Below are 18,883 nucleotides of genomic sequence, written 5' to 3'. Positions count from 1 at the left end.
CTTTTTTAAGCTTAAAGCTATTTTCCTGACGACAACTTTTCAAAAGCTTGTTCGAAATCGGCTTTGATGTCATCGATGTGTTCAATTCCTACAGATACTCTAAGTAATTGAGGTGTAATCCCGGCAGCTGCTTGTTCTGCATCACTTAATTGCTGATGGGTAGTTGCTGATGGTTGTATGATCAGTGTTTTGGCGTCACCTACGTTGGCCAGATGGCTAACGAGTTGCAGTTCGTTTACAAACTGTACTGCTTGTTCTTTTCCGCCGTGCAGTTCGAATGACAGCACTGCGCCAAATCCATTCTTTAAATATTTCTTTGCGTTTTGATGGTAAGGGCTGCTTTCCAGTCCTGGGTAAAATACTTGACTCACGGCTTCATGGTTTTCCAGCCAGGTTGCCAGCGCTAAAGCATTGTCAACGTGTCTTTGAACGCGCAGGGATAAGGTTTCCAGTCCCTGAATTAAAAGAAAGGAGTTGAATGGGGAGATAGCAGGGCCGAAGTCTCTTAATCCTTCTACTCTTGCACGGATGATAAACTGAATATTTCCAAAGTCACTTCCAATTCCGAATACATCGTTGAAGACCAGCCCGTGATAACCTTCGGAAGGGGAGGTGAACTGTTTAAATTTACCATTTCCCCAGTTATAGGTTCCGCCATCTATAATTACGCCACCAATGCTTGTGCCGTGTCCGCCAATCCATTTGGTAGCAGATTGTACGACGATGTGCGCACCATGTTCCAAAGGTTTAAATAAATAGCCTGCTGCACCGAAGGTATTGTCTACGATTAAAGGAAGATCATATTTTTGAGCAATCAGGGAAAGCTTTTCGAAATCAGGAATGCTGAAAGATGGGTTGCCAATACTTTCCAGGTAAATTGCTTTGGTGTTTTTATCGATTTTAGCTTCGAAATCTTGTGTGTTATCGCTTTCAGCAAATCTTACTTCTATACCTAAACGTTTAAAAGCAACTTTAAACTGATTGTAGCTACCTCCATATAAATGAGGAGAAGAGACAAAATTATCGCCGGCTTCCAGAATATTGTTTAAGGCAATAAACTGAGCTGCCTGTCCTGAAGCTACTGCCAGTCCCGCAACACCGCCTTCAAGTGCTGCTACACGTTTCTCGAAAACGTCTGTTGTTGGGTTCATTAAGCGGGTGTAAATATTACCGAATTCTTTTAATGCAAAGAGGTTTGCACCATGTTCGGCGCTTTTAAATCCGTAAGAAGTAGTTTGATAAATCGGCACTGCTCTTGAACCTGTTGTAGGGTCAATTTCCTGACCTGCATGAAGTTGTAGTGTTTCGAATCTATAATTAGCTGACATGATTTCGCTGGTTTAAAATGAATAAAATGGATTTTTATAGACAGATACGGGATTTAATGCGATTGCAGAATCCGTATAAGGGATTGCATACCTTTGAAAAAAGGCCTTCCGGTTGAACTAAAACTAATTTTACGTGGAAGATTGTTTTTAGCCGATGCAACAACACATACTTGCAATAGTTTGCAGGTGTTGGGTCGTGTAAGAAACAGGGTCGCCTGATTGCGATAGTTGGTGGTTAATTTTCATTTTGTCTTAATTTATCTTTCCAGAAAGCACTATGCAAACTGGTCAGGAATTGGCACCTTCTCCATTTGGGAGGGTTGCCAGTGGGTCACGGAGCCTGTCTCTCGCCACTTCTTTATAAATCAAACCCAGATTGCGGGTTGACTTGAATAGCTTTCACTATATAATTACAAATGTAGCGTATTTGTGTCTACTTCCAAAATAATATTCTGAAAAATAATTAATATGCTGTTTTTAAGTCATTTAAATTGAATAATCTTTACTGTTCTTGTGGGTTATTCAGACCAAAGCCTGCTCCAGATCGGCAATCAGGTCGTCGATATGCTCTAGTCCAACAGATATCCGAATTAAATTCTGTGGTGTTTTAGTGCCGGGCCCTTCTACGGAGGCTCTGTGTTCAATCAGACTTTCCACACCGCCAAGGCTTGTGGCCTGTGCAAACAACTTGACTTTATTTACTACCTTTTTTGCATTTTCAGCATCGCCCTTAACTAATATAGATAACATGCCGCCGAAAGCACTCATTTGTTTTTTAGCAATTTCATGTTGCGGATGTGAAGGCAGGCCGGGATAATATACCGCCTCAACTTTTGGGTGTGCAGCGAGGTGTTTAGCTAGTGCCATACCATTCTCTGCGTGTCCACGCATTCTGTATGGTAATGTCTTGATACTTCTTAAGAGCAAAAAGCAATCAAAAGGAGAGGGTACTGCGCCTCCGATTTGCTGAATATTCCTGATTTTATCCCAAAACTCATTTTTAATAGCTGTGATCAGGATGCCTCCCAATACGTCACTATGGCCTCCAATGTATTTTGTAGAAGAATGCATCACGATATCTGCTCCTGACAGGATTGGATTCTGGAAACATGGGGAGGCAAATGTACTGTCGCAGGCAAAAATGAGCTGGTGTTTTTTAGCTATAACGGCAATTGCTGCAAGATCGGTGATTTTTAACAGGGGGTTTGAAGGTGTTTCTACCCAGATCATCACAGTATTACTTTTAATATAACTTTCTAGTGTGGCTGTGGTAGTCAGGTCAATAAAATCTATGGTCAGGATACCTTCAAAGATAGATTGCAGTTGTTTTTTAAATCCCCAGTACATGTCGTCTGGTGCGATAATATGACTGCCAGGAGCTAAGGCCTGAAAAAGGGTCATTCCAGCTGTATTTCCAGAAGAAAAAGCACAGGCATCTGCACCTTTTTCCAGATCGGCCATTACTTTTTCCAGTGCAGAACGATTGGGATTGCTGACGCGGCTATACATATGTCCGCCTGGGTAGCCACCTTCTTCGTCTCTGAAAAATGTGGTGGAAAGGCTAATGGGAGGGGTTACATCCCCTGTGGTACTGCGAGTTAAATTTCCGGCATGTATAGCAATGGTTTCAGTCTGCATAGAATTTAGGTTTTCGGGTTTTTTTGGCAGGATTTGTGTAAGCTGTTTTCGAAAATACAAGATATGAAAAGAATATTATTTATAGCAGCCATTTTATGTAGTTCATTGATGGTTTTACAAGGCTGTTCACCTAAGGGTGCATCTGCTGGTGCTAGTTTAAAGAGAGGAAATGTGTCTGGAAATTGGGTACTGAATGACGTCACTTTTGATGGCGTTCCTGCAATGAACGTAAAATCTCTTTTTAGTGAAGCTTCGTACAAATGTTTTATTGGTAGTACCTGGAAATTAACAAACAGTGGAAATGGTTCTTATATGCTACCTGGAACTGCTGATTGTCCAACAAGAACGCAAAGTATTTTCTGGTCAGTAAGTACTGCAGACCAAACTTTCCAGTTTAAGAAATTATATGAAGGTGATAAAGCTAAAAATGTAACAGAAGGCTACAGATTAATTCTTTCTGAAGCAACGGGAGATCGTCTGGTATTGAAATCACCTGTAGATTATGGAAAAAATCCAGCCTATATTATCCTGAACTTTACAAAAGCAATGAAATAGGTTTTCAATCAAACATAACACCTTTAAGCTGCCTCTTCTAAACAAGATGCAGCTTTTTTTATGCGCTGAAGCTGGGTCTGAAAGTGTCAGTCAACTAGCAGTTCAGGCTAGCTTTTACAGGCAGTTTAGTGTAGTCTCTCTATGCAGTTCCGGGTAGCTTTTACATAAAGCTGACAGCTTAAAAGTATTGTTACGCCTTGTTATGTCGATTTTATCTTACTTTTGAGCTATAAATCAATCAAAGATGGATACGACTGCAAAGCTTACTTTTATACTGGACAATGCCGATTTATCTCAGGAACTGAGAGGGATAGCGTTAAAAGTCCAGCAAAAGGAAAGGATCACTTTCGATGAAGGTGTTTACTTATATGAACATGCTGAACTGGGTTTTTTAGGTGTTTTAGCAAATTATATCAGGGAACAGAAGCATGGGGACAAGACTTACTTCAACCGGAATTTTCATATTGAACCTACTAATGTTTGTATCTATACCTGCAATTTCTGTTCTTATTCGCGTCTGATTAAGAATAAAGAAGACGGTTGGGAAATGAGTGTAGACGGGATGATGGATATCCTGAAGAAATATGATAATGAGCCGGTAACTGAAGTACATGTTACGGGTGGGGTAGTACCGAAGCAAAATCTGGAATTCTATGCTGATTTCTTCAGGAGTGTAAAAGCACACCGTCCTTCTCTGCATATTAAAGCATTGACACCGGTTGAGTGTTATTATATCTTTAAAAAGGCAAAACTTAGCCATTATGATGGTTTGAAATATTTCAAAGAGGCCGGTCTGGATTCAATGCCAGGTGGTGGTGCAGAAATTTTCCATCCTGAGGTAAGAGAAAAGATAGCGAATGATAAATGTACGGCTGAACAATGGCTTGACATTCATGAGCAGGCACATAAATTAGGTTTAAAAACTAATGCGACTATGTTATATGGTCATATTGAAGAATTTAAACATAGGGTTGACCACATGGAACGTTTGCGCCAGTTGCAAGATAAAACAGGTGGTTTCCAGGCGTTTATTCCGCTTAAGTTCAGAAATCAGAATAATCAGATGGAAAATGTTCCTGAGGTTTCTGTGGTAGAGGATTTAAGAAATTATGCGATTGCACGTATCTACCTTGATAACTTTGATCATATCAAAGCTTATTGGGCAATGATCAGCCGTCAGACTGCTCAGTTATCTTTAAACTTTGGGGTAGATGATATTGATGGTACGCTGGATGATACGACAAAGATTTATTCGATGGCGGGTGCTGAAGAACAGACTCCTGGTATGAGTACGCGTGAGTTGGCTAATTTGATTAAACAGGTGAACCGTCAGCCGATAGAAAGAGATACCTTTTATAATGTAGTGACAGATTATACAGATTTTGTTTTTGAGGAAGATGTGAAGCCTCAGTATTATAAGCTCCCGGTGATTAATTAATGGATAAAGAAATATATATCATCCGCCATGGCGAGACGGAGTTGAATAAACAAGGAATTATACAGGGCAGAGGCATAGATAGCGATTTGAATGCTACTGGCAGAGCTCAGGCTGCTGCATTTTATAAGTTATACAAAGATGTCCCTTTTGATAAGGTTTATACTTCAGTGCTTAAACGTACGCAGCAAACTGTTCAGCAGTTTATTGATGCGGGACTTCCCTGGGAGAAACATACGGAGCTGGATGAGCTTGCCTGGGGAGAGTTTGAAGGGCAGCATACGAGTGAACTGGTTATCGGAGCTTTCAAAGATATCACTGAAAAGTGGCAGGCAGGAGATTATGATGCGCATTTTGCAGGTGGCGAAAGCCCGGCAGATGTAGCGATCAGGTTAAAAGAAATTGTTGAGGTCATTAAGTCCAGAACAGCCGAAAAGCTGATCTTGATTTGTATGCATGGACGTTCCTTACGCTTGCTGATGTGTTTGTTGACGAATAAGCCTTTGTCTGAAATGTATGATTTTCCGCATCAGAATACAGGTCTTTACAGACTTGATTTAACGGGTGATACCTTTACGGTTCTGACCCAGAACAATACCGACCATTTAAACGTATAACATTGAATAAGATCAGAATTTCTGCTGTTGCCTATACCAATACCAAGCCTTTTATTTATGGAATCAATCATTCCGAAGTATTAAACCAAATAGATTTAAGTTTAGATATTCCTTCAGATTGTGCTGCCAAGTTAATTGATGGTACTGTTGATGTGGGTTTGATCCCTGTTGCGGCGATTCCGCATGTGCCGAATGCAAATATTATCTCTGATTACTGTATCGGATCTGTAGGCGCTGTAAACTCTGTATTTATATTTAGTAATGTTCCTGTGACTGAAATCAGGACTTTGCGTTTGGATAGTCATTCCAGAACTTCTAATAATTTAGCTAAAGTGTTGCTGAAATTCCATTTTAAGCAGGAAGTAAGCTATACCACAGACGTCAATGCGCAAACTGATGCGATCGTTTTAATAGGTGACCGGACTTTTGGTAAAAAGGACGATTATGCCTTTGCTTACGATATGGGAGAGGAGTGGATGAATTTTACGGGTCTTCCTTTTGTATATGCGGCCTGGGTAGCAAATAAAGTTATTCCTGAAGCCTTTATAAATGAGTTCAATACAGCTTTGAAAGCTGGGCTGGAAGCCAGAAAAGAATTACTGAAAACATTACCGGTAAATCCTGTTTTTGATCTGGATGATTACCTGATGCATAAGCTGGATTTTGAGCTGACTGTTCAGAAAAGAGAAGCCTTATCATTGTTTTTATCCTATATAGAACAGTTGTAGGTCATATTAGTGGTGATTCTTCCTCCTTATTTTTCAAAAAAAAACCTAAAGCTAATCCTTAGATAGTATATTTACATTTTTGTAACGTAACATATATTTTGGCTAAAGATAAGACGAAAGAAACACCATTAATGCAACAGCACAGTGCGATCAAGGCAAAGTATCCTGGTGCATTATTATTGTTTAGGGTTGGGGATTTTTATGAGACATTTGGCGAAGATGCCATTAAAACTTCTCAGATACTGGGTATTGTTTTAACAAGGAGGGCAAACGGAACAGCTGCTTATATAGAGCTTGCTGGTTTTCCGCATCATTCGCTGGATACTTACCTCTCTAAATTAGTCCGTGCAGGTCAGCGGGTGGCAATTTGTGATCAGCTGGAAGATCCTAAAACGACTAAGACTATTGTTAAACGCGGGGTTACCGAATTGGTGACACCGGGAGTGGCTTATAATGATAATATTCTTAGCCAGAAATCCAATAATTATTTAGGCGCAGTATACTTTGATAAGTCAATGATTGGCGTCTCATTTCTGGATATTTCCACAGGTGAGTTCCATGTTGCACAGGGGAATGCGGAGTATATAGATAAGCTTTTGCAAGGCTTTAAGCCGACTGAGGTTATCTTTCAAAAAAGTAAACGTCAGGAATTTTTTGAGTTATTCGGTGATAAGTTCTATACTTTCCCAATGGATGACTGGGCTTTTACTACTGATTATGCCAACGAAACTTTAAATAAACATTTTGAAGTGAGTTCCTTAAAGGGTTTTGGTGTAGACAAGATTCAAACTGGTATTATTGCTGCGGGTATTGTATTACATTACCTGAATGAAACTGAACACCGGAATTTAAAGCATATCACAGCTATCTCCCGCCTGGAAGAGGATAATTATATGTGGCTGGATCGTTTTACAGTCCGCAATCTTGAATTGGTGAGTTCTGCCAATGAAAATGCAATGACGCTTTTCAATGTGCTGGATCAGACTTCAACTCCTATGGGGGCCAGGATGCTTCATAAATGGATTGTGATGCCGTTAAAGGAAATCAAACCGATTCAGGAACGCTTAGGTACAGTTGAGTTCATGGTAGCGCATGAAGGCTTGATCGAAGAATTTTTAACACATATTAAGTTGATTGGTGACCTGGAAAGGTTGATTTCTAAAGTTGGATTGCAGAAATGCGGGCCAAGAGAGTTAAGTCAGCTTAAAAAGGCATTATACCATATTGAAGAAATAAAGGATACGGCGCTGACTTCGGATAATCCGTACCTGATTCAGCTTGCAGAGCAATTGGATCCTTGTGTGAGTATCCGTGAGAAATTACAAAGAGAACTTCAGGAAGATCCGCCAGCTTTATTAATCAAAGGAAATGTAATTGCGGATGGGATTGATGAAGAGCTGGACAGGCTCCGTCAGATTTCATCGGGTGGAAAAGACTTTCTGGTAGAAATTCAGAAGCGGGAAGCTGCAAAAACTGGTATTCCTTCGCTGAAGATATCATTTAATAACGTTTTCGGTTATTATCTGGAAGTAACTCATACGCATAAAGATAAAGTGCCTGCAGAATGGAGCCGTAAACAGACGCTTGTGAATGCGGAAAGATATATTACTCCGGAACTTAAAGAGTACGAAGAACAGATTTTAGGGGCGGAAGATAAGATACAGCAGATAGAAGTAAGACTTTATGAGGCATTGATGCAACAGGTAGCTGCGTATATCAGGCCGATTCAGTTGAATGCTTTCCTTGTCGCACAACTTGATGTTTTGTTATGTTTTGCGCAGTTAGCGATTAAAAATCATTACGTTAAGCCGGTAATGAATGTTTCCAAAGTACTTGATATTAAAGGTGGCAGACATCCGGTAATTGAGAAACGTTTGCCGGTAGGAGAAGAGTATATTACGAATGATGTTTACCTGGATAATGATACGCAACAGATTATTATCATTACAGGGCCCAATATGTCGGGTAAGTCGGCTATTTTAAGACAAACGGGTATCATCGTGTTAATGGCGCAGATGGGTTGTTTTGTTCCTGCTAAAGCTGCGCATATCGGTTTGGTGGACAAGATTTTCACCAGGGTAGGTGCTTCTGATAACCTTTCTTCGGGAGAGAGTACGTTCATGGTAGAAATGAATGAGACAGCGAGTATCCTGAACAATATTTCTGACAGAAGTTTAATCTTGCTGGATGAGATTGGCCGTGGTACAAGTACCTATGATGGTATTTCTATTGCCTGGGCGATTGCTGAGTTTTTACATACGCATCCTTCGGCAAGACCTAAGACATTATTTGCTACACATTATCATGAGTTGAATGAGCTGGCGGGAACAATGAACCGGATTAAGAATTTCAACGTGTCAATTAAAGAGGTTGGCAACAAGATTATCTTTTTGCGTAAGCTGATTCCTGGTGGAAGTGAACACAGTTTTGGTATTCATGTCGCAAAGATTGCGGGTATGCCTCCGAAATTGATCAACAGGGCTAATGAGATCCTTAAAAAGCTGGAAATAGACAGAACTGAGGGACAGAGTATTAAAGATAGTTTCAAAAAGGTTCAGAACCAGGCGTACCAGTTGCATATGTTTGCTGTTGATGACCCTGTTCTGGTACAAATAAGAGATATGCTGAACAATCTGGATGTGAATGTACTGACTCCTGTAGAGGCTTTACTGAAACTGGATGAAATTCAGCGATTAATTAAACAATAAAATAAGGCTTATGACTTTACGCAGTATCCGCGCCTCTCACCTGATCATATTGTTGGCCGCAATGGCTTTTCTTTCTTCCTGTGGAAGCAGAAGATCAACAGTTTACAAAGAAAGCAGAGGTGCAAAAGCTGCTGAAGCAATGTCGAATGTTAAAAGTAAGGAATTGTACCGTTTCATTACCGATTGGACTGGAGTGAGGTACAGGCTTGGTGGATTAGATAAAAGAGGGATAGATTGTTCAGGATTTGCCTTACTTTTGAATAAGGAGATTTATGGGGTAAAGTTACCCAGACGATCTAAAGACCAGGCCGACGTGATTAAAGAGAAAAATGTTTCGCAGCTCAAAGAGGGAGATCTGATCTTTTTCTCTTTCGGGGGCAATGGAATAGACCATGTAGGCGTTTATCTTAATCACGGGTTCTTTGTACATGCTTCTACAACACATGGTGTGATTGTAGATGACTTAAGCCTGCCTGCTTACCAGCGTGTACTGGTTAAAGCCGGACCTGTAAAAGATTAAAAAGACGCAATATATAAATAGATGGAAGAGAAAGGTTACGAGATATCATTTTGGAATAAGTATAAGAAATTCGCTACTACCGAAATATTAATGTATCTTATTATGATAATTGGTATAGGATTAGGTATTGTTTTTCTTAGCTAAAAATTAGTTTTCCCTGCCAGGGATTTAAATCGTATCATTGACTACACTATTTGACACCTTAAAAAAAATAAAATAAATAGATGAACTTGACATCATTAAAATAATTATCAGACCCGAAGGGCAATAATAATTTTAATAACCAAAGGCTCCATCTGACCATTAAAAAAATTAAAAATACTAATGAAATTAAATCTAATCCGTCCTCTTGCTTTTTTTGATTTGGAAACCACAGGAATTAACGTTGGTTCTGATCGTATCGTTGAAATTGCAATTTTAAAAGCCATGCCAGATGGATCTGAGCTGGTAAAAACATTACGTGTCCACCCGGATATGCCAATCCCTTTGCAATCTTCATTGATTCATGGAATTTACGATAAGGATATTGCTGATGCGCCTAAGTTTAATGAAGTAGCAGCAGAAATTGCTGAATTTATTGGTGATGCGGATCTTGCAGGTTACAATTCTAATCGTTTTGATATTCCTGTGTTACTTGAAGAATTTTTACGGGCAGGTGTAGACTTTGATATGACTGGAAGAAGATTTGTAGATGTGCAAAATGTGTTTCATCAGATGGAGCAACGTACTTTGCGTGCGGCTTATAAATTCTACTGTAATCAGGATATTATCAATGCACACTCTGCAGAGGCAGATATTAAGGCTACGTATCATGTTTTGCTTGCACAGCTTGACCGTTATGAAAATGTAGATTTTGAAGATAAACAAGGTAATATTTCTCAACCGGTTAAAAATGATGTAGATGCACTTCATGCTTTTACAAACATGAACAAACCTGTTGATTTTGCAGGCAGAATGGTCTTCAATGAGAATGGAGAGGAAGTGTTTAATTTCGGAAAGCATAAAAATAAAACTGTTGAGCAGGTATTTGATACTGAGCCAAGTTATTATGCCTGGATGAAACAGGGAGATTTTCCTTTATATACTAAAAAGAAACTGGAAGAAATCTGGACACGCTGGAACAAGAAAAAAGAATTAAACAGAGCAGCAAAAATGCCTGCAACGCCTAGACCAGCGGAATCTGCCGGGAATCCTGTAAAATCTAAACCTGCAGTGGCACAACCAAGGCCACAACAGGCTGGAGGAGAACCAAGACAACCCGCTCCACAACCTAAAAAAGAGAAACCAGCAGTTAATGTTACACCGGACATGCTGGAACAGTTAAAAATGAAATTCGGTAAATAGCCAGCAAAAACCTGCATATGATATGAATATGCAGGTTTTTTTAAAAAAGGAAATAAAATATATAGTCGATGAAGAAAATAACAATGCTCAGTCTATTCAGTATGATAGGTCTGAGCGTTTTTGCTCAACAAGGTTTGCCGGTTCCTGCGGATATTCAGCAAGCTTACAACAAAGGAACAAGGGCTGTGAATGGCAAGCCAGGATTAAAATACTGGCAGAATACAGCAGATTACGATCTGAAAGTAGATTTCGATCCTGTTTCAGGATTGCTGAAAGGTACTGTTGATGTAGTTTATAAGAATCAAAGTCCTGATACTTTAAAGGAAGTTTGGTTTAAATTATATCCAAACTTATACAAAGATGGCAGTCCGCGTGCAAGTAAGGTGGCGGACAGAGATTTGGGTGAAGGGGTGAAAATTGGTTCCTTATCAATTAATGATAAAACTGTTTCGGCTGATGCACTTCAGATTGATGGAACAAATATGCACACTGCTATTGCTGGATTGGCTCCTGGAAAAAGTATAAAAGTTAAAATTGCTTATCAGTATACTTTAAATAAGGGATCTCATAACAGAACTGGTATGGTCGATGAAGGTTCTTATTTTGTAGCCTATTTTTTCCCGCGTATCACTGTTTATGATGATGTTGATGGTTGGAACAAGTATCCTTATCTTGGAGATGCTGAGTTTTATAATGACTTCTGTACTTTCAAAGCAGCGGTAACTGTGCCTAAAAACTACGTGATCTGGGCAACGGGAGATCTGATGAATGCTAAAAGCGTGTTTCAAAAGAAAATTGCGGATAAGCTGGCTTTAGCAGAGCAGGTGGATAGTGTTGTCAATGTAATCAATGATAATGACCTTGCAACACAGACGGTTACTAAAAACCAGGATTTTAATACCTGGAAATTTGAAGCAAAAAATGTAACTGACTTTGTTTTTGCAACTAGTAACCACTATTTGTGGAAGTCAACGAGTTTAGTCGTTGATCCGAAAACTAATAGAAGGACCCGTGTAGATGCTGCATTTAATCCAATTCATAAAGATTATTATGAAGTGATAGATTTTGCACGTAAATCAGTACATGCAATGAGTTATGAATTCCCGAAATGGCCATATCCTTATGCACATGAGACTATCTTTGATGGCCTTGATCAGATGGAATATCCAATGATGGTGAATGATAACCCGGTTGAAAAACGCGAGAATTCAATTACACTGACTATTCATGAGATTTTTCATACGATGTTCCCTTTTTACATGGGAACCAATGAAACAAAATATGGCTGGATGGACGAAGGGTGGGCAACTATAGGCGAGTGGTTAATTTCTCCGATGATTGACTCTACTATGATTGATGAATATGGAATACAGCCTACAGCATTTAATTCTGGTAAAAAAGATGACACGCCAATCATGACCCTTACTCCGGATCTGGTTGGTTCAGGTTCTTTTACCAATTCTTATCCTAAACCCGCATTGGGCTATTTATTTGTGAAGGATTATTTGGGTGATGAGTTGTTTACCAAAGCTTTACATCATTACATTGAGCAATGGAACGGTAAACACCCGATGCCATTTGATTTCTTTTACAGTATGAACGAGGGTTCAGGTAAAAATATGGATTGGTTCTGGAACAGGTGGTTCTTTGGCGAAGGAGATATTGATCTGGGCATTACTGGTGCGGATAAAACTGCTGATGGTTATGTTTTCAAAATAGAGAACAAAAGTCTTAAACCATTACCGGTTGACCTGACTTTGACTTATGATGATGGTTCTACAGAAAAAGCGCATTGGAATATTGGTGTCTGGGAGAAACCTGAACTGAATATTTCCCTTCCGTTCAAGACCAGTAAGAAAATAAAGAAAGCTGTGCTTGGAAGTACTTATGTACCGGATAAAAATGACTACAATAACATTCTGTTTGTTAAGTAAGCTTTTTTGAGCGTAGTCAATTCTTAACTTTCATCAGGAATCTGCCTGATGAAATCAATATTGCGGGTTAAGCCTTTAAACTTAGTCCGCTTTACTGCCGAATTCTTAAAGATCTGTTTAAATACATCTTCGGTAATATCCAGCCAATCTTCTCTTTTCATCCCCAGTAAATTCTCATTCGGTTTGAATTTTGGTTCGGTATGCGGAACTGAAAATCTGTTCCATGGACAAACGTCCTGACAAATGTCACAGCCAAACATCCAGTTTTCCATCTTGTCATCAAAGCTTTTAGGGATTTCGTCTCTGAGCTCAATAGTGAGGTAAGAAATACATTTGTTAGCGTCAATGATAAAAGGGGACAGGATCGCATCTGTTGGACAGGCGTCTATACATTTGGTACAGGTACCACAGTGGTCAGTAGCAAAGGGTTCGTCATAGACCAGGTCAAGGTTAATGATCAGCTCTGCTAAAAAAAAGAAGGAACCGCTTTTTTTGCTGATGATGTTGCTGTTTTTACCAGTCCAGCCTATACCTGCACGTTTTGCCCAGGCTCTGTCCAGTACTGGTGCTGAATCTACAAAAGCTCTTCCGCTTACTTCACCTATGTTTTCTTCAATAAAACTGAGTAATAAGAATAATTTATCCTTAATGACCGTGTGATAGTCTGCTCCATAGGCATATTTGGAGATTTTTGGTGCATTTGGGTCCGTTTGCCTTTCTTCTGGAAAGTAGTTTAAAGTCAAAGAGATAACAGATTTTGCATCGTCTACCAATAGGGTTGGATCCAACCTTTTGTCAAAGTGATTTTCCATATAGCTCATCTGTCCGTGACGATTATCTTTGAGCCATTTTTCCAATCTTGGCGCTTCTTCTTCGAGAAAGCCAGCTTTAGCAATACCGCACTGCATAAAGCCTAGTCTTAGGGCTTCATCCTTGATAAGCTGGCTGTATTTTGAAGGGTTGTTATACATTTCTCACCGCAAAGGTACGCTTCTGTTATCTATAAAAAAATTGATGCAGGGTGTTACATGATATTCAAGTAGCATTTTTTGAGACATATGACCCTATGAAATGAGCTGATTAAGCCATAAGTTGGTGCAATAAAAAATATAGAGGAGAAAGCCGAAAATCCTTAAAAGAGTAGGTGTTAATTAAAGTTTTTGATGCTTTTTGATAAATAAAAGTATTATTGATTATGGCTAATTCCTGGTATGCTTATTTAGGTGGGGATGTGACTTTGAGATCAAGTTACAGAAGAACAAATGTGACGCCAACCTTTAAAAAAGATGGCAATACACTATCTGCAGTTTATTTACCCGATACCGAAGACGAAGATGGAAATGTATGTAGTGTTTATCCTGCTCATATTCCCTCTAGTGCATTGGATTATATTGCGGAAGCACTCATAACTGGCCGGGCACAATCTTTAGATGGCCAACCTTATATTTGTTTAAGGTAAACTTAGCGCTGATAGAATACAGGCGGGAAATAGTGTGTACTGCTTTGAAGGAAACTTTTGAGTCCTTTCTTTGTTGTCTATGTATCGACCAAAATAATTGTCTGAAATTAACTTAACACTGTCAATCATGGAAAATACAGAATCTGATTTTAAAGAGAACCCAGAAAATAACCCCAGAGAAGTAGAAACTGATTATCCAAAACATCAGGATGACCCGGGACCATCGCCACAGGCCGTAAATGAAGATAATGATAAAGGAGCAGGACCAGTAATCAAGTGGGGAGTGCCCATTATTATACTGATCCTGCTCATTTATTGGTTGTTTTTACGAAAATAATCTGCCTGTTATTCTAAGCAATTATTATTTAAGCAGCTTAACTTCGTACAGATCTGTACGACGGTCTTTCAATATTTTAACGGTACCAAAATGGTGCAATTCATCAAGTAAATGCAGGTCTACGTCTACAACAAGCATCATTTCGGTGTTTGGCGTAGTTTCTGCCTTTACTGCATTTGTTGGAAATGCGAAATCTGAGGGTGTAAATACTGCAGACTGTGCAAATTGTATATCCATGTTATTAACTTTTGGAAGGTTACCTACGCAACCTGCAATAGCTACATAACATTCGTTTTCTATCGCTCTGGCTTGTGCGCATCTTCTCACCCTGGTATATCCATTCTGTGTATCAGTTAAGAAAGGGACGAACAGGATTTGCATCCCCTGGTCTGCATAAATTCTGCTTAATTCCGGGAATTCAACGTCATAACAGATCAGGATACCTATTTTACCACAATCTGTATCAAATACCTGGATTTTATCACCCCCAACCATACCATAGTATTTCAGTTCATTCGGTGTAATATGAATCTTTCTGTATTCTTCAGTTTTTCCACTTCTATGGCATAAATAAGTAGCATTATACAACTTATTGTTCTCTAAAATTGGCATACTGCCCGAAATAACATTCACATTATAAGAAACAGCATAGCTCTGGATTTTCTCTACGATCTCTGGCGTAAGCTCTGCCAGTTTACGCATAGCCTCCATTTCTGGCAAATGATTATAGGGCTGTAATAATGGCGTGTTAAAAAGTTCGGGGAACATGATAAAATCAGATTTGTAACCACTTACAGCGTCTACAAAAAACTCCACCTGCTCATAAAAGGCATCCATATCCGGGAAAAGCCGCATTTGCCATTGTACCAATCCGATTCTGATTGTTTTGGCCGAGCGTGCTGAAGCATCCACTCCTTGATAATAGATATTATTCCATTCAATTAATGTGGCGAATTCTTTAGATTCATGGTCTCCCGGAAGGTAATTCTTTAATACTTTCCTGACGTGAAAGTCATTAGATATTTGAAAAGTAAGGGTAGGGTCATAGATTTCTTTGGCTTTAACCTTATCTATATATTGTCTTGGACTTAATTGATCGGCATGCTCATGATAACCGGGGATCCGTCCGCCTGCAATAATACTTTTTAAGTTAAGGCTTTCGCAAAGTTCTTTTCTGGCTTCATATAACCTGCGGCCTAATCTCAATCCTCTGTATTCGGGAGAAACAAAGATCTCAATCCCGTATAAGGTATCTCCGTTAGGATCGTGTGTAGAAAACGTATAGCCACCAGTAATCATTTCATAGGTGTGTTTATCACCATATTCATCGTAGTTTACGATTAATGCCAGTGAGCAGGCCACTACTTTATCATCTACTGCGATGCAAAGCTGGCCTTCGGGAAATAGTTTGAGTAGTTTGGCGATGGTCTGTTTACTCCAGATTTGTCCTCCAAGGGTATCATATGCCTGTAACATTGACTCTTTCAGATCGTCATAGTCTTCCAGGGTCAGTTTTCTTGTTTCAATATTCATGTGCGTTATTTTATAGCCAGTTATTGCTTATAAATGGTCATTAAAACCATTTGCAAGCAATAACTGGCATGAAAGGTATGTAATACCTGTTCCTACACATAAATGATGCCTCAAAAATATATTTCTTAAAATAACTTGCCAGACTGTGCCTGGTATTGTCTTTTAAGGTGTTTGTAAGCCGCTTCTGTAACTTCTCTGCCGCGGGAGGTACGCATCATATAGCCTTCCTGAATCAGGAAAGGCTCATATACTTCTTCGATTGTTCCTTCATCTTCACCGACAGCAGTCGCAATGGTTTTTAAACCAACCGGGCCACCTTTAAACTTATCAATAATGGTCAGCAGGATTTTGTTATCCATCTCGTCAAGTCCATGTTCATCAACATTTAAGGCTGTTAACGCATATTTGGCTATAGTGGTGTCAATGGTGCCATTTCCTTTGATCTGTGCAAAATCTCTTGTCCTTCTTAATAAAGCATTGGCAATCCTTGGCGTACCACGGCTGCGCCTTGCAATTTCATATGCGCCTTCTTCTGTAATTGGTGTTTTAAGGATTTCTGAAGAGCGCAGAACGATGGTTGTTAGTAGTTTAGCATCGTAATAGGCCAGTCTGGAGTTAATACCAAATCTTGCTCTTAATGGTGCAGTTAACAGACCGGAACGAGTAGTGGCACCAACTAATGTAAACGGATTCAATGTAATCTGAACAGAGCGGGCATTAGGCCCGCTTTCCAGCATAATATCAATTTTAAAGTCTTCCATAGCAGAATACAGATATTCTTCTACCAGGGGGCTTAAACGGTGTATCTCGTCAATGAAAAGGATGTCTCCGGTTTCCAGGTTAGTTAGAAGTCCTGCCAGATCACCCGGTTTATCCAGTACCGGGCCGGAAGTCACTTTAATACCAACACCCATTTCATTGGCGATAATATAAGAAAGCGTGGTTTTTCCCAATCCCGGTGGGCCGTGGAGTAATACATGGTCTAAAGGTTCGCCCCGCAGTTTGGCTGCTTTAACGAAAATCTTCAGGTTCTCCATGATTTTTTCCTGACCAGTAAAATCTTCAAAAGCCTGGGGACGCAGTACTTTCTCTATATCCCTTTCATTAGGAGATAAGCTTTCTGAAGAGGGGTCAAGGTTTTCGTTCATGTGGTAAAGTTAAGATAAAAACTTAGCTGCTGGTTTCGCCTCTTTGACGCCCGCACTGTAATCATAAAATCCTTCTCCGGATTTTACACCTTTTTTGCCTGCCATGACCATATTCACTAATAACGGACATGGTGCATATTTAGCATTACCGAATCCTTTGTGCAATACGTTCATAATAGCCAGACAAACATCAAGTCCAATAAAGTCTGCAAGCTGCAGTGGACCCATTGGATGTGCCATACCCAGTTTCATTACGGTATCGATTTCTGAAACACCTGCAACACCTTCAAATAAAGTGTAAATCGCTTCATTGATCATTGGCATTAAAATGCGGTTTGCTACAAAACCAGGATAGTCATTTACCTCAACAGGAACTTTACCTAATTTTTCTGATAAGTTCATTACCATTGAAGTAGTTTCATCAGAGGTTGCATATCCACGAATTACTTCTACCAATTTCATTACTGGTACAGGGTTCATGAAGTGCATTCCAATAACCTTTTCTCCTCTGGTAGTGACAGATGCAATATGGGTAATTGAAATAGAAGAGGTATTACTTGCTAATATAGCTTCGGGTTTTGCATAGGCATCCAGATCTCTGAAGATCTTCAGCTTAAGTTCAAGATTCTCTGTAGCGGCCTCAACGATAAGACCGGCTTCGGCAACGCCCGATTTTAAATCTGTAAATGTGGTTATGTTTTGTAATGTTTTTGCTTTATCGTCTTCAGTTATGGTTCCTTTAGTGACTTGTCTGTCAAGGTTTTTACTAACTGTATCTAATCCTTTATTTAATGCTTCCTGGTTAATGTCAACCAGATTTACCTGGTAGCCAAATTGTGCAAAAGTATGCGCGATACCATTTCCCATGGTACCAGATCCTATTACTGCTATTTTAGTCATTTTTTATGTTTAAGGTGCTAGTCTGTTAATTGTCCATACGCCGTTAACGCTGGTATAAGTGATCCTGTCATGTAAACGGCTTGGACGGCCCTGCCAGAACTCTATATGGGATGGTTTCAATACATAACCTCCCCAATGCTCAGGACGCGGGACTTCTGTTTCCTGATAGCTGGCAGTCAATTCTTTTACACGGTCTTCTAAAATTTCGCGGTTTGGAATAACAGTACTTTGAGGGGAGGCGCTGGCTCCAATCTGGCTGCCTTTGGGGCGGGAGTGAAAATAAGTTGTAGAAGCTTCTGCCGTCGCTTTGGTTACCATACCTTCAATTCTGACTTGTCTTTCCAGTTCCGGCCAGAAAAATTGCATTGCAGCTTGTGGATTTTCCTGAAGATCTTTACCTTTTTTACTGTTGTAATTGGTAAAAAAAACGAAACCTTCTTCATCAAATCCCTTTAAAAGGAGAATTCTGGAAGATGGTTTGCCTGTTAAGTCGGCTGTAGCTAAAGTCATTACATTAGGCTCATACAATTTAGCCTCTAACGCGTCTTTGAACCATTTTGCGAATTGTGCAATTGGATTTTTGTCGATATCCGCCTCTGAAAGTTCAGCAGCGCGGTAATCTTGTCTTAGGTTTTGAATATTTTCTTTGGTCAGCTCCATTTGACAAAAATAGTCTTTAGTTTTTTTAAAATTATAAGT

At 39.5% G+C, this 18,883-nt stretch carries 17 protein-coding genes and 1 riboswitch; of the genes, 10 read left to right on the top strand and 7 right to left on the bottom strand.

Translation table 11 applies throughout. The features are described 5' to 3' along the window. Positions 1 to 17: 17 nt before the first annotated feature. Positions 18 to 1,328: an O-acetylhomoserine aminocarboxypropyltransferase/cysteine synthase family protein gene (locus ABIB30_RS02165; protein ID WP_354299108.1), complete on the bottom strand. Its 1,311-nt coding sequence runs from the start codon at positions 1,326 to 1,328 to the stop codon at positions 18 to 20. A 254-nt stretch (positions 1,329 to 1,582) separates the two neighbouring features. Then, positions 1,583 to 1,695: riboswitch (SAM riboswitch) on the bottom strand. 155 nt (positions 1,696 to 1,850) lie between these two features. Further along, positions 1,851 to 2,966 (bottom strand): trans-sulfuration enzyme family protein, encoded by a 1,116-nt coding sequence (locus ABIB30_RS02160; protein ID WP_354299107.1) that lies wholly within the window; start codon positions 2,964 to 2,966, stop codon positions 1,851 to 1,853. A 63-nt stretch (positions 2,967 to 3,029) separates the two neighbouring features. Here ABIB30_RS02160 and ABIB30_RS02155 point away from each other — a divergent pair, with 63 nt between their 5' ends. The 8 genes from ABIB30_RS02155 (at position 3,030) to ABIB30_RS02120 (ending at position 12,807) form a co-directional block, all read left to right on the top strand. Continuing rightward, the gene (locus tag ABIB30_RS02155) at positions 3,030 to 3,521 is read left to right on the top strand and encodes a hypothetical protein (protein WP_354299106.1); all 492 of its coding nucleotides are present in this window, start codon (positions 3,030 to 3,032) and stop codon (positions 3,519 to 3,521) included. A gap of 244 nt (positions 3,522 to 3,765) precedes the next feature. Continuing rightward, on the top strand, positions 3,766 to 4,959 hold the full coding sequence (gene mqnE / locus ABIB30_RS02150) for an aminofutalosine synthase MqnE (RefSeq protein ID WP_354299105.1): 1,194 nt from the start codon (positions 3,766 to 3,768) through the stop codon (positions 4,957 to 4,959). After that, positions 4,959 to 5,573, top strand: a complete 615-nt coding sequence (locus ABIB30_RS02145) for a histidine phosphatase family protein (RefSeq protein WP_354299104.1) — start codon at positions 4,959 to 4,961, stop codon at positions 5,571 to 5,573. The genes mqnE and ABIB30_RS02145 overlap by 1 nt, the downstream gene beginning before the upstream one ends. A gap of 2 nt (positions 5,574 to 5,575) precedes the next feature. Next, entirely contained in the window at positions 5,576 to 6,301 is a 726-nt protein-coding gene (locus ABIB30_RS02140; protein WP_354299103.1) for a menaquinone biosynthetic enzyme MqnA/MqnD family protein, read from the top strand. 98 nt (positions 6,302 to 6,399) lie between these two features. Then, entirely contained in the window at positions 6,400 to 9,009 is a 2,610-nt protein-coding gene (gene mutS, locus ABIB30_RS02135; RefSeq protein WP_354299102.1) for a DNA mismatch repair protein MutS, read from the top strand. Positions 9,010 to 9,019: 10 nt separating this feature from the next. After that, positions 9,020 to 9,529 carry a C40 family peptidase gene (locus tag ABIB30_RS02130; RefSeq protein WP_354299101.1) on the top strand — a complete coding sequence of 170 codons (510 nt, stop codon included), beginning with the start codon at positions 9,020 to 9,022 and terminating at the stop codon, positions 9,527 to 9,529. A gap of 324 nt (positions 9,530 to 9,853) precedes the next feature. Beyond that, positions 9,854 to 10,873 (top strand): exonuclease domain-containing protein, encoded by a 1,020-nt coding sequence (locus tag ABIB30_RS02125; RefSeq protein WP_354299100.1) that lies wholly within the window; start codon positions 9,854 to 9,856, stop codon positions 10,871 to 10,873. 68 nt (positions 10,874 to 10,941) lie between these two features. After that, positions 10,942 to 12,807, top strand: coding sequence for a M1 family metallopeptidase (locus ABIB30_RS02120; RefSeq protein WP_354299099.1), 1,866 nt, complete (start codon positions 10,942 to 10,944; stop codon positions 12,805 to 12,807). A 23-nt stretch (positions 12,808 to 12,830) separates the two neighbouring features. On the opposite strand, the gene queG is transcribed toward ABIB30_RS02120, so the two are convergent. Beyond that, positions 12,831 to 13,778: a tRNA epoxyqueuosine(34) reductase QueG gene (gene queG, locus ABIB30_RS02115; protein WP_354299098.1), complete on the bottom strand. Its 948-nt coding sequence runs from the start codon at positions 13,776 to 13,778 to the stop codon at positions 12,831 to 12,833. Between the two features lie 224 nt (positions 13,779 to 14,002). Here queG and ABIB30_RS02110 point away from each other — a divergent pair, with 224 nt between their 5' ends. Together ABIB30_RS02110 and ABIB30_RS02105 are read left to right on the top strand one after the other, a co-directional pair. Beyond that, a complete protein-coding gene (locus ABIB30_RS02110) occupies positions 14,003 to 14,266 on the top strand; it encodes a hypothetical protein (protein ID WP_354299097.1) in 264 nt (87 codons plus the stop codon). Between the two features lie 127 nt (positions 14,267 to 14,393). After that, entirely contained in the window at positions 14,394 to 14,603 is a 210-nt protein-coding gene (locus ABIB30_RS02105; protein ID WP_183869875.1) for a hypothetical protein, read from the top strand. Positions 14,604 to 14,627: 24 nt separating this feature from the next. On the opposite strand, the gene ABIB30_RS02100 is transcribed toward ABIB30_RS02105, so the two are convergent. The 4 genes from ABIB30_RS02100 to pdxH all read right to left on the bottom strand — a co-directional run bounded on the left by ABIB30_RS02100 (position 14,628) and on the right by pdxH (position 18,844). Continuing rightward, positions 14,628 to 16,136: a carbon-nitrogen hydrolase family protein gene (locus tag ABIB30_RS02100; protein WP_354299096.1), complete on the bottom strand. Its 1,509-nt coding sequence runs from the start codon at positions 16,134 to 16,136 to the stop codon at positions 14,628 to 14,630. Between the two features lie 125 nt (positions 16,137 to 16,261). After that, positions 16,262 to 17,284, bottom strand: a complete 1,023-nt coding sequence (ruvB, locus tag ABIB30_RS02095; RefSeq protein WP_354299094.1) for a Holliday junction branch migration DNA helicase RuvB — start codon at positions 17,282 to 17,284, stop codon at positions 16,262 to 16,264. A 9-nt stretch (positions 17,285 to 17,293) separates the two neighbouring features. Further along, complete coding sequence (locus ABIB30_RS02090) at positions 17,294 to 18,184, bottom strand: 3-hydroxybutyryl-CoA dehydrogenase (protein ID WP_354299092.1); 891 nt, start codon at positions 18,182 to 18,184, stop codon at positions 17,294 to 17,296. 9 nt (positions 18,185 to 18,193) lie between these two features. Next, positions 18,194 to 18,844, bottom strand: a complete 651-nt coding sequence (gene pdxH / locus ABIB30_RS02085) for a pyridoxamine 5'-phosphate oxidase (protein WP_354299091.1) — start codon at positions 18,842 to 18,844, stop codon at positions 18,194 to 18,196. Between the last annotated feature and the right edge of the window lie 39 nt (positions 18,845 to 18,883).

Origin of the sequence: Pedobacter sp. UYP1 (assembly GCF_040547305.1) — a bacterium.
Taxonomy (GTDB): domain Bacteria; phylum Bacteroidota; class Bacteroidia; order Sphingobacteriales; family Sphingobacteriaceae; genus Pedobacter.
This window is presented reverse-complemented; position numbering and strand designations above follow the sequence as displayed.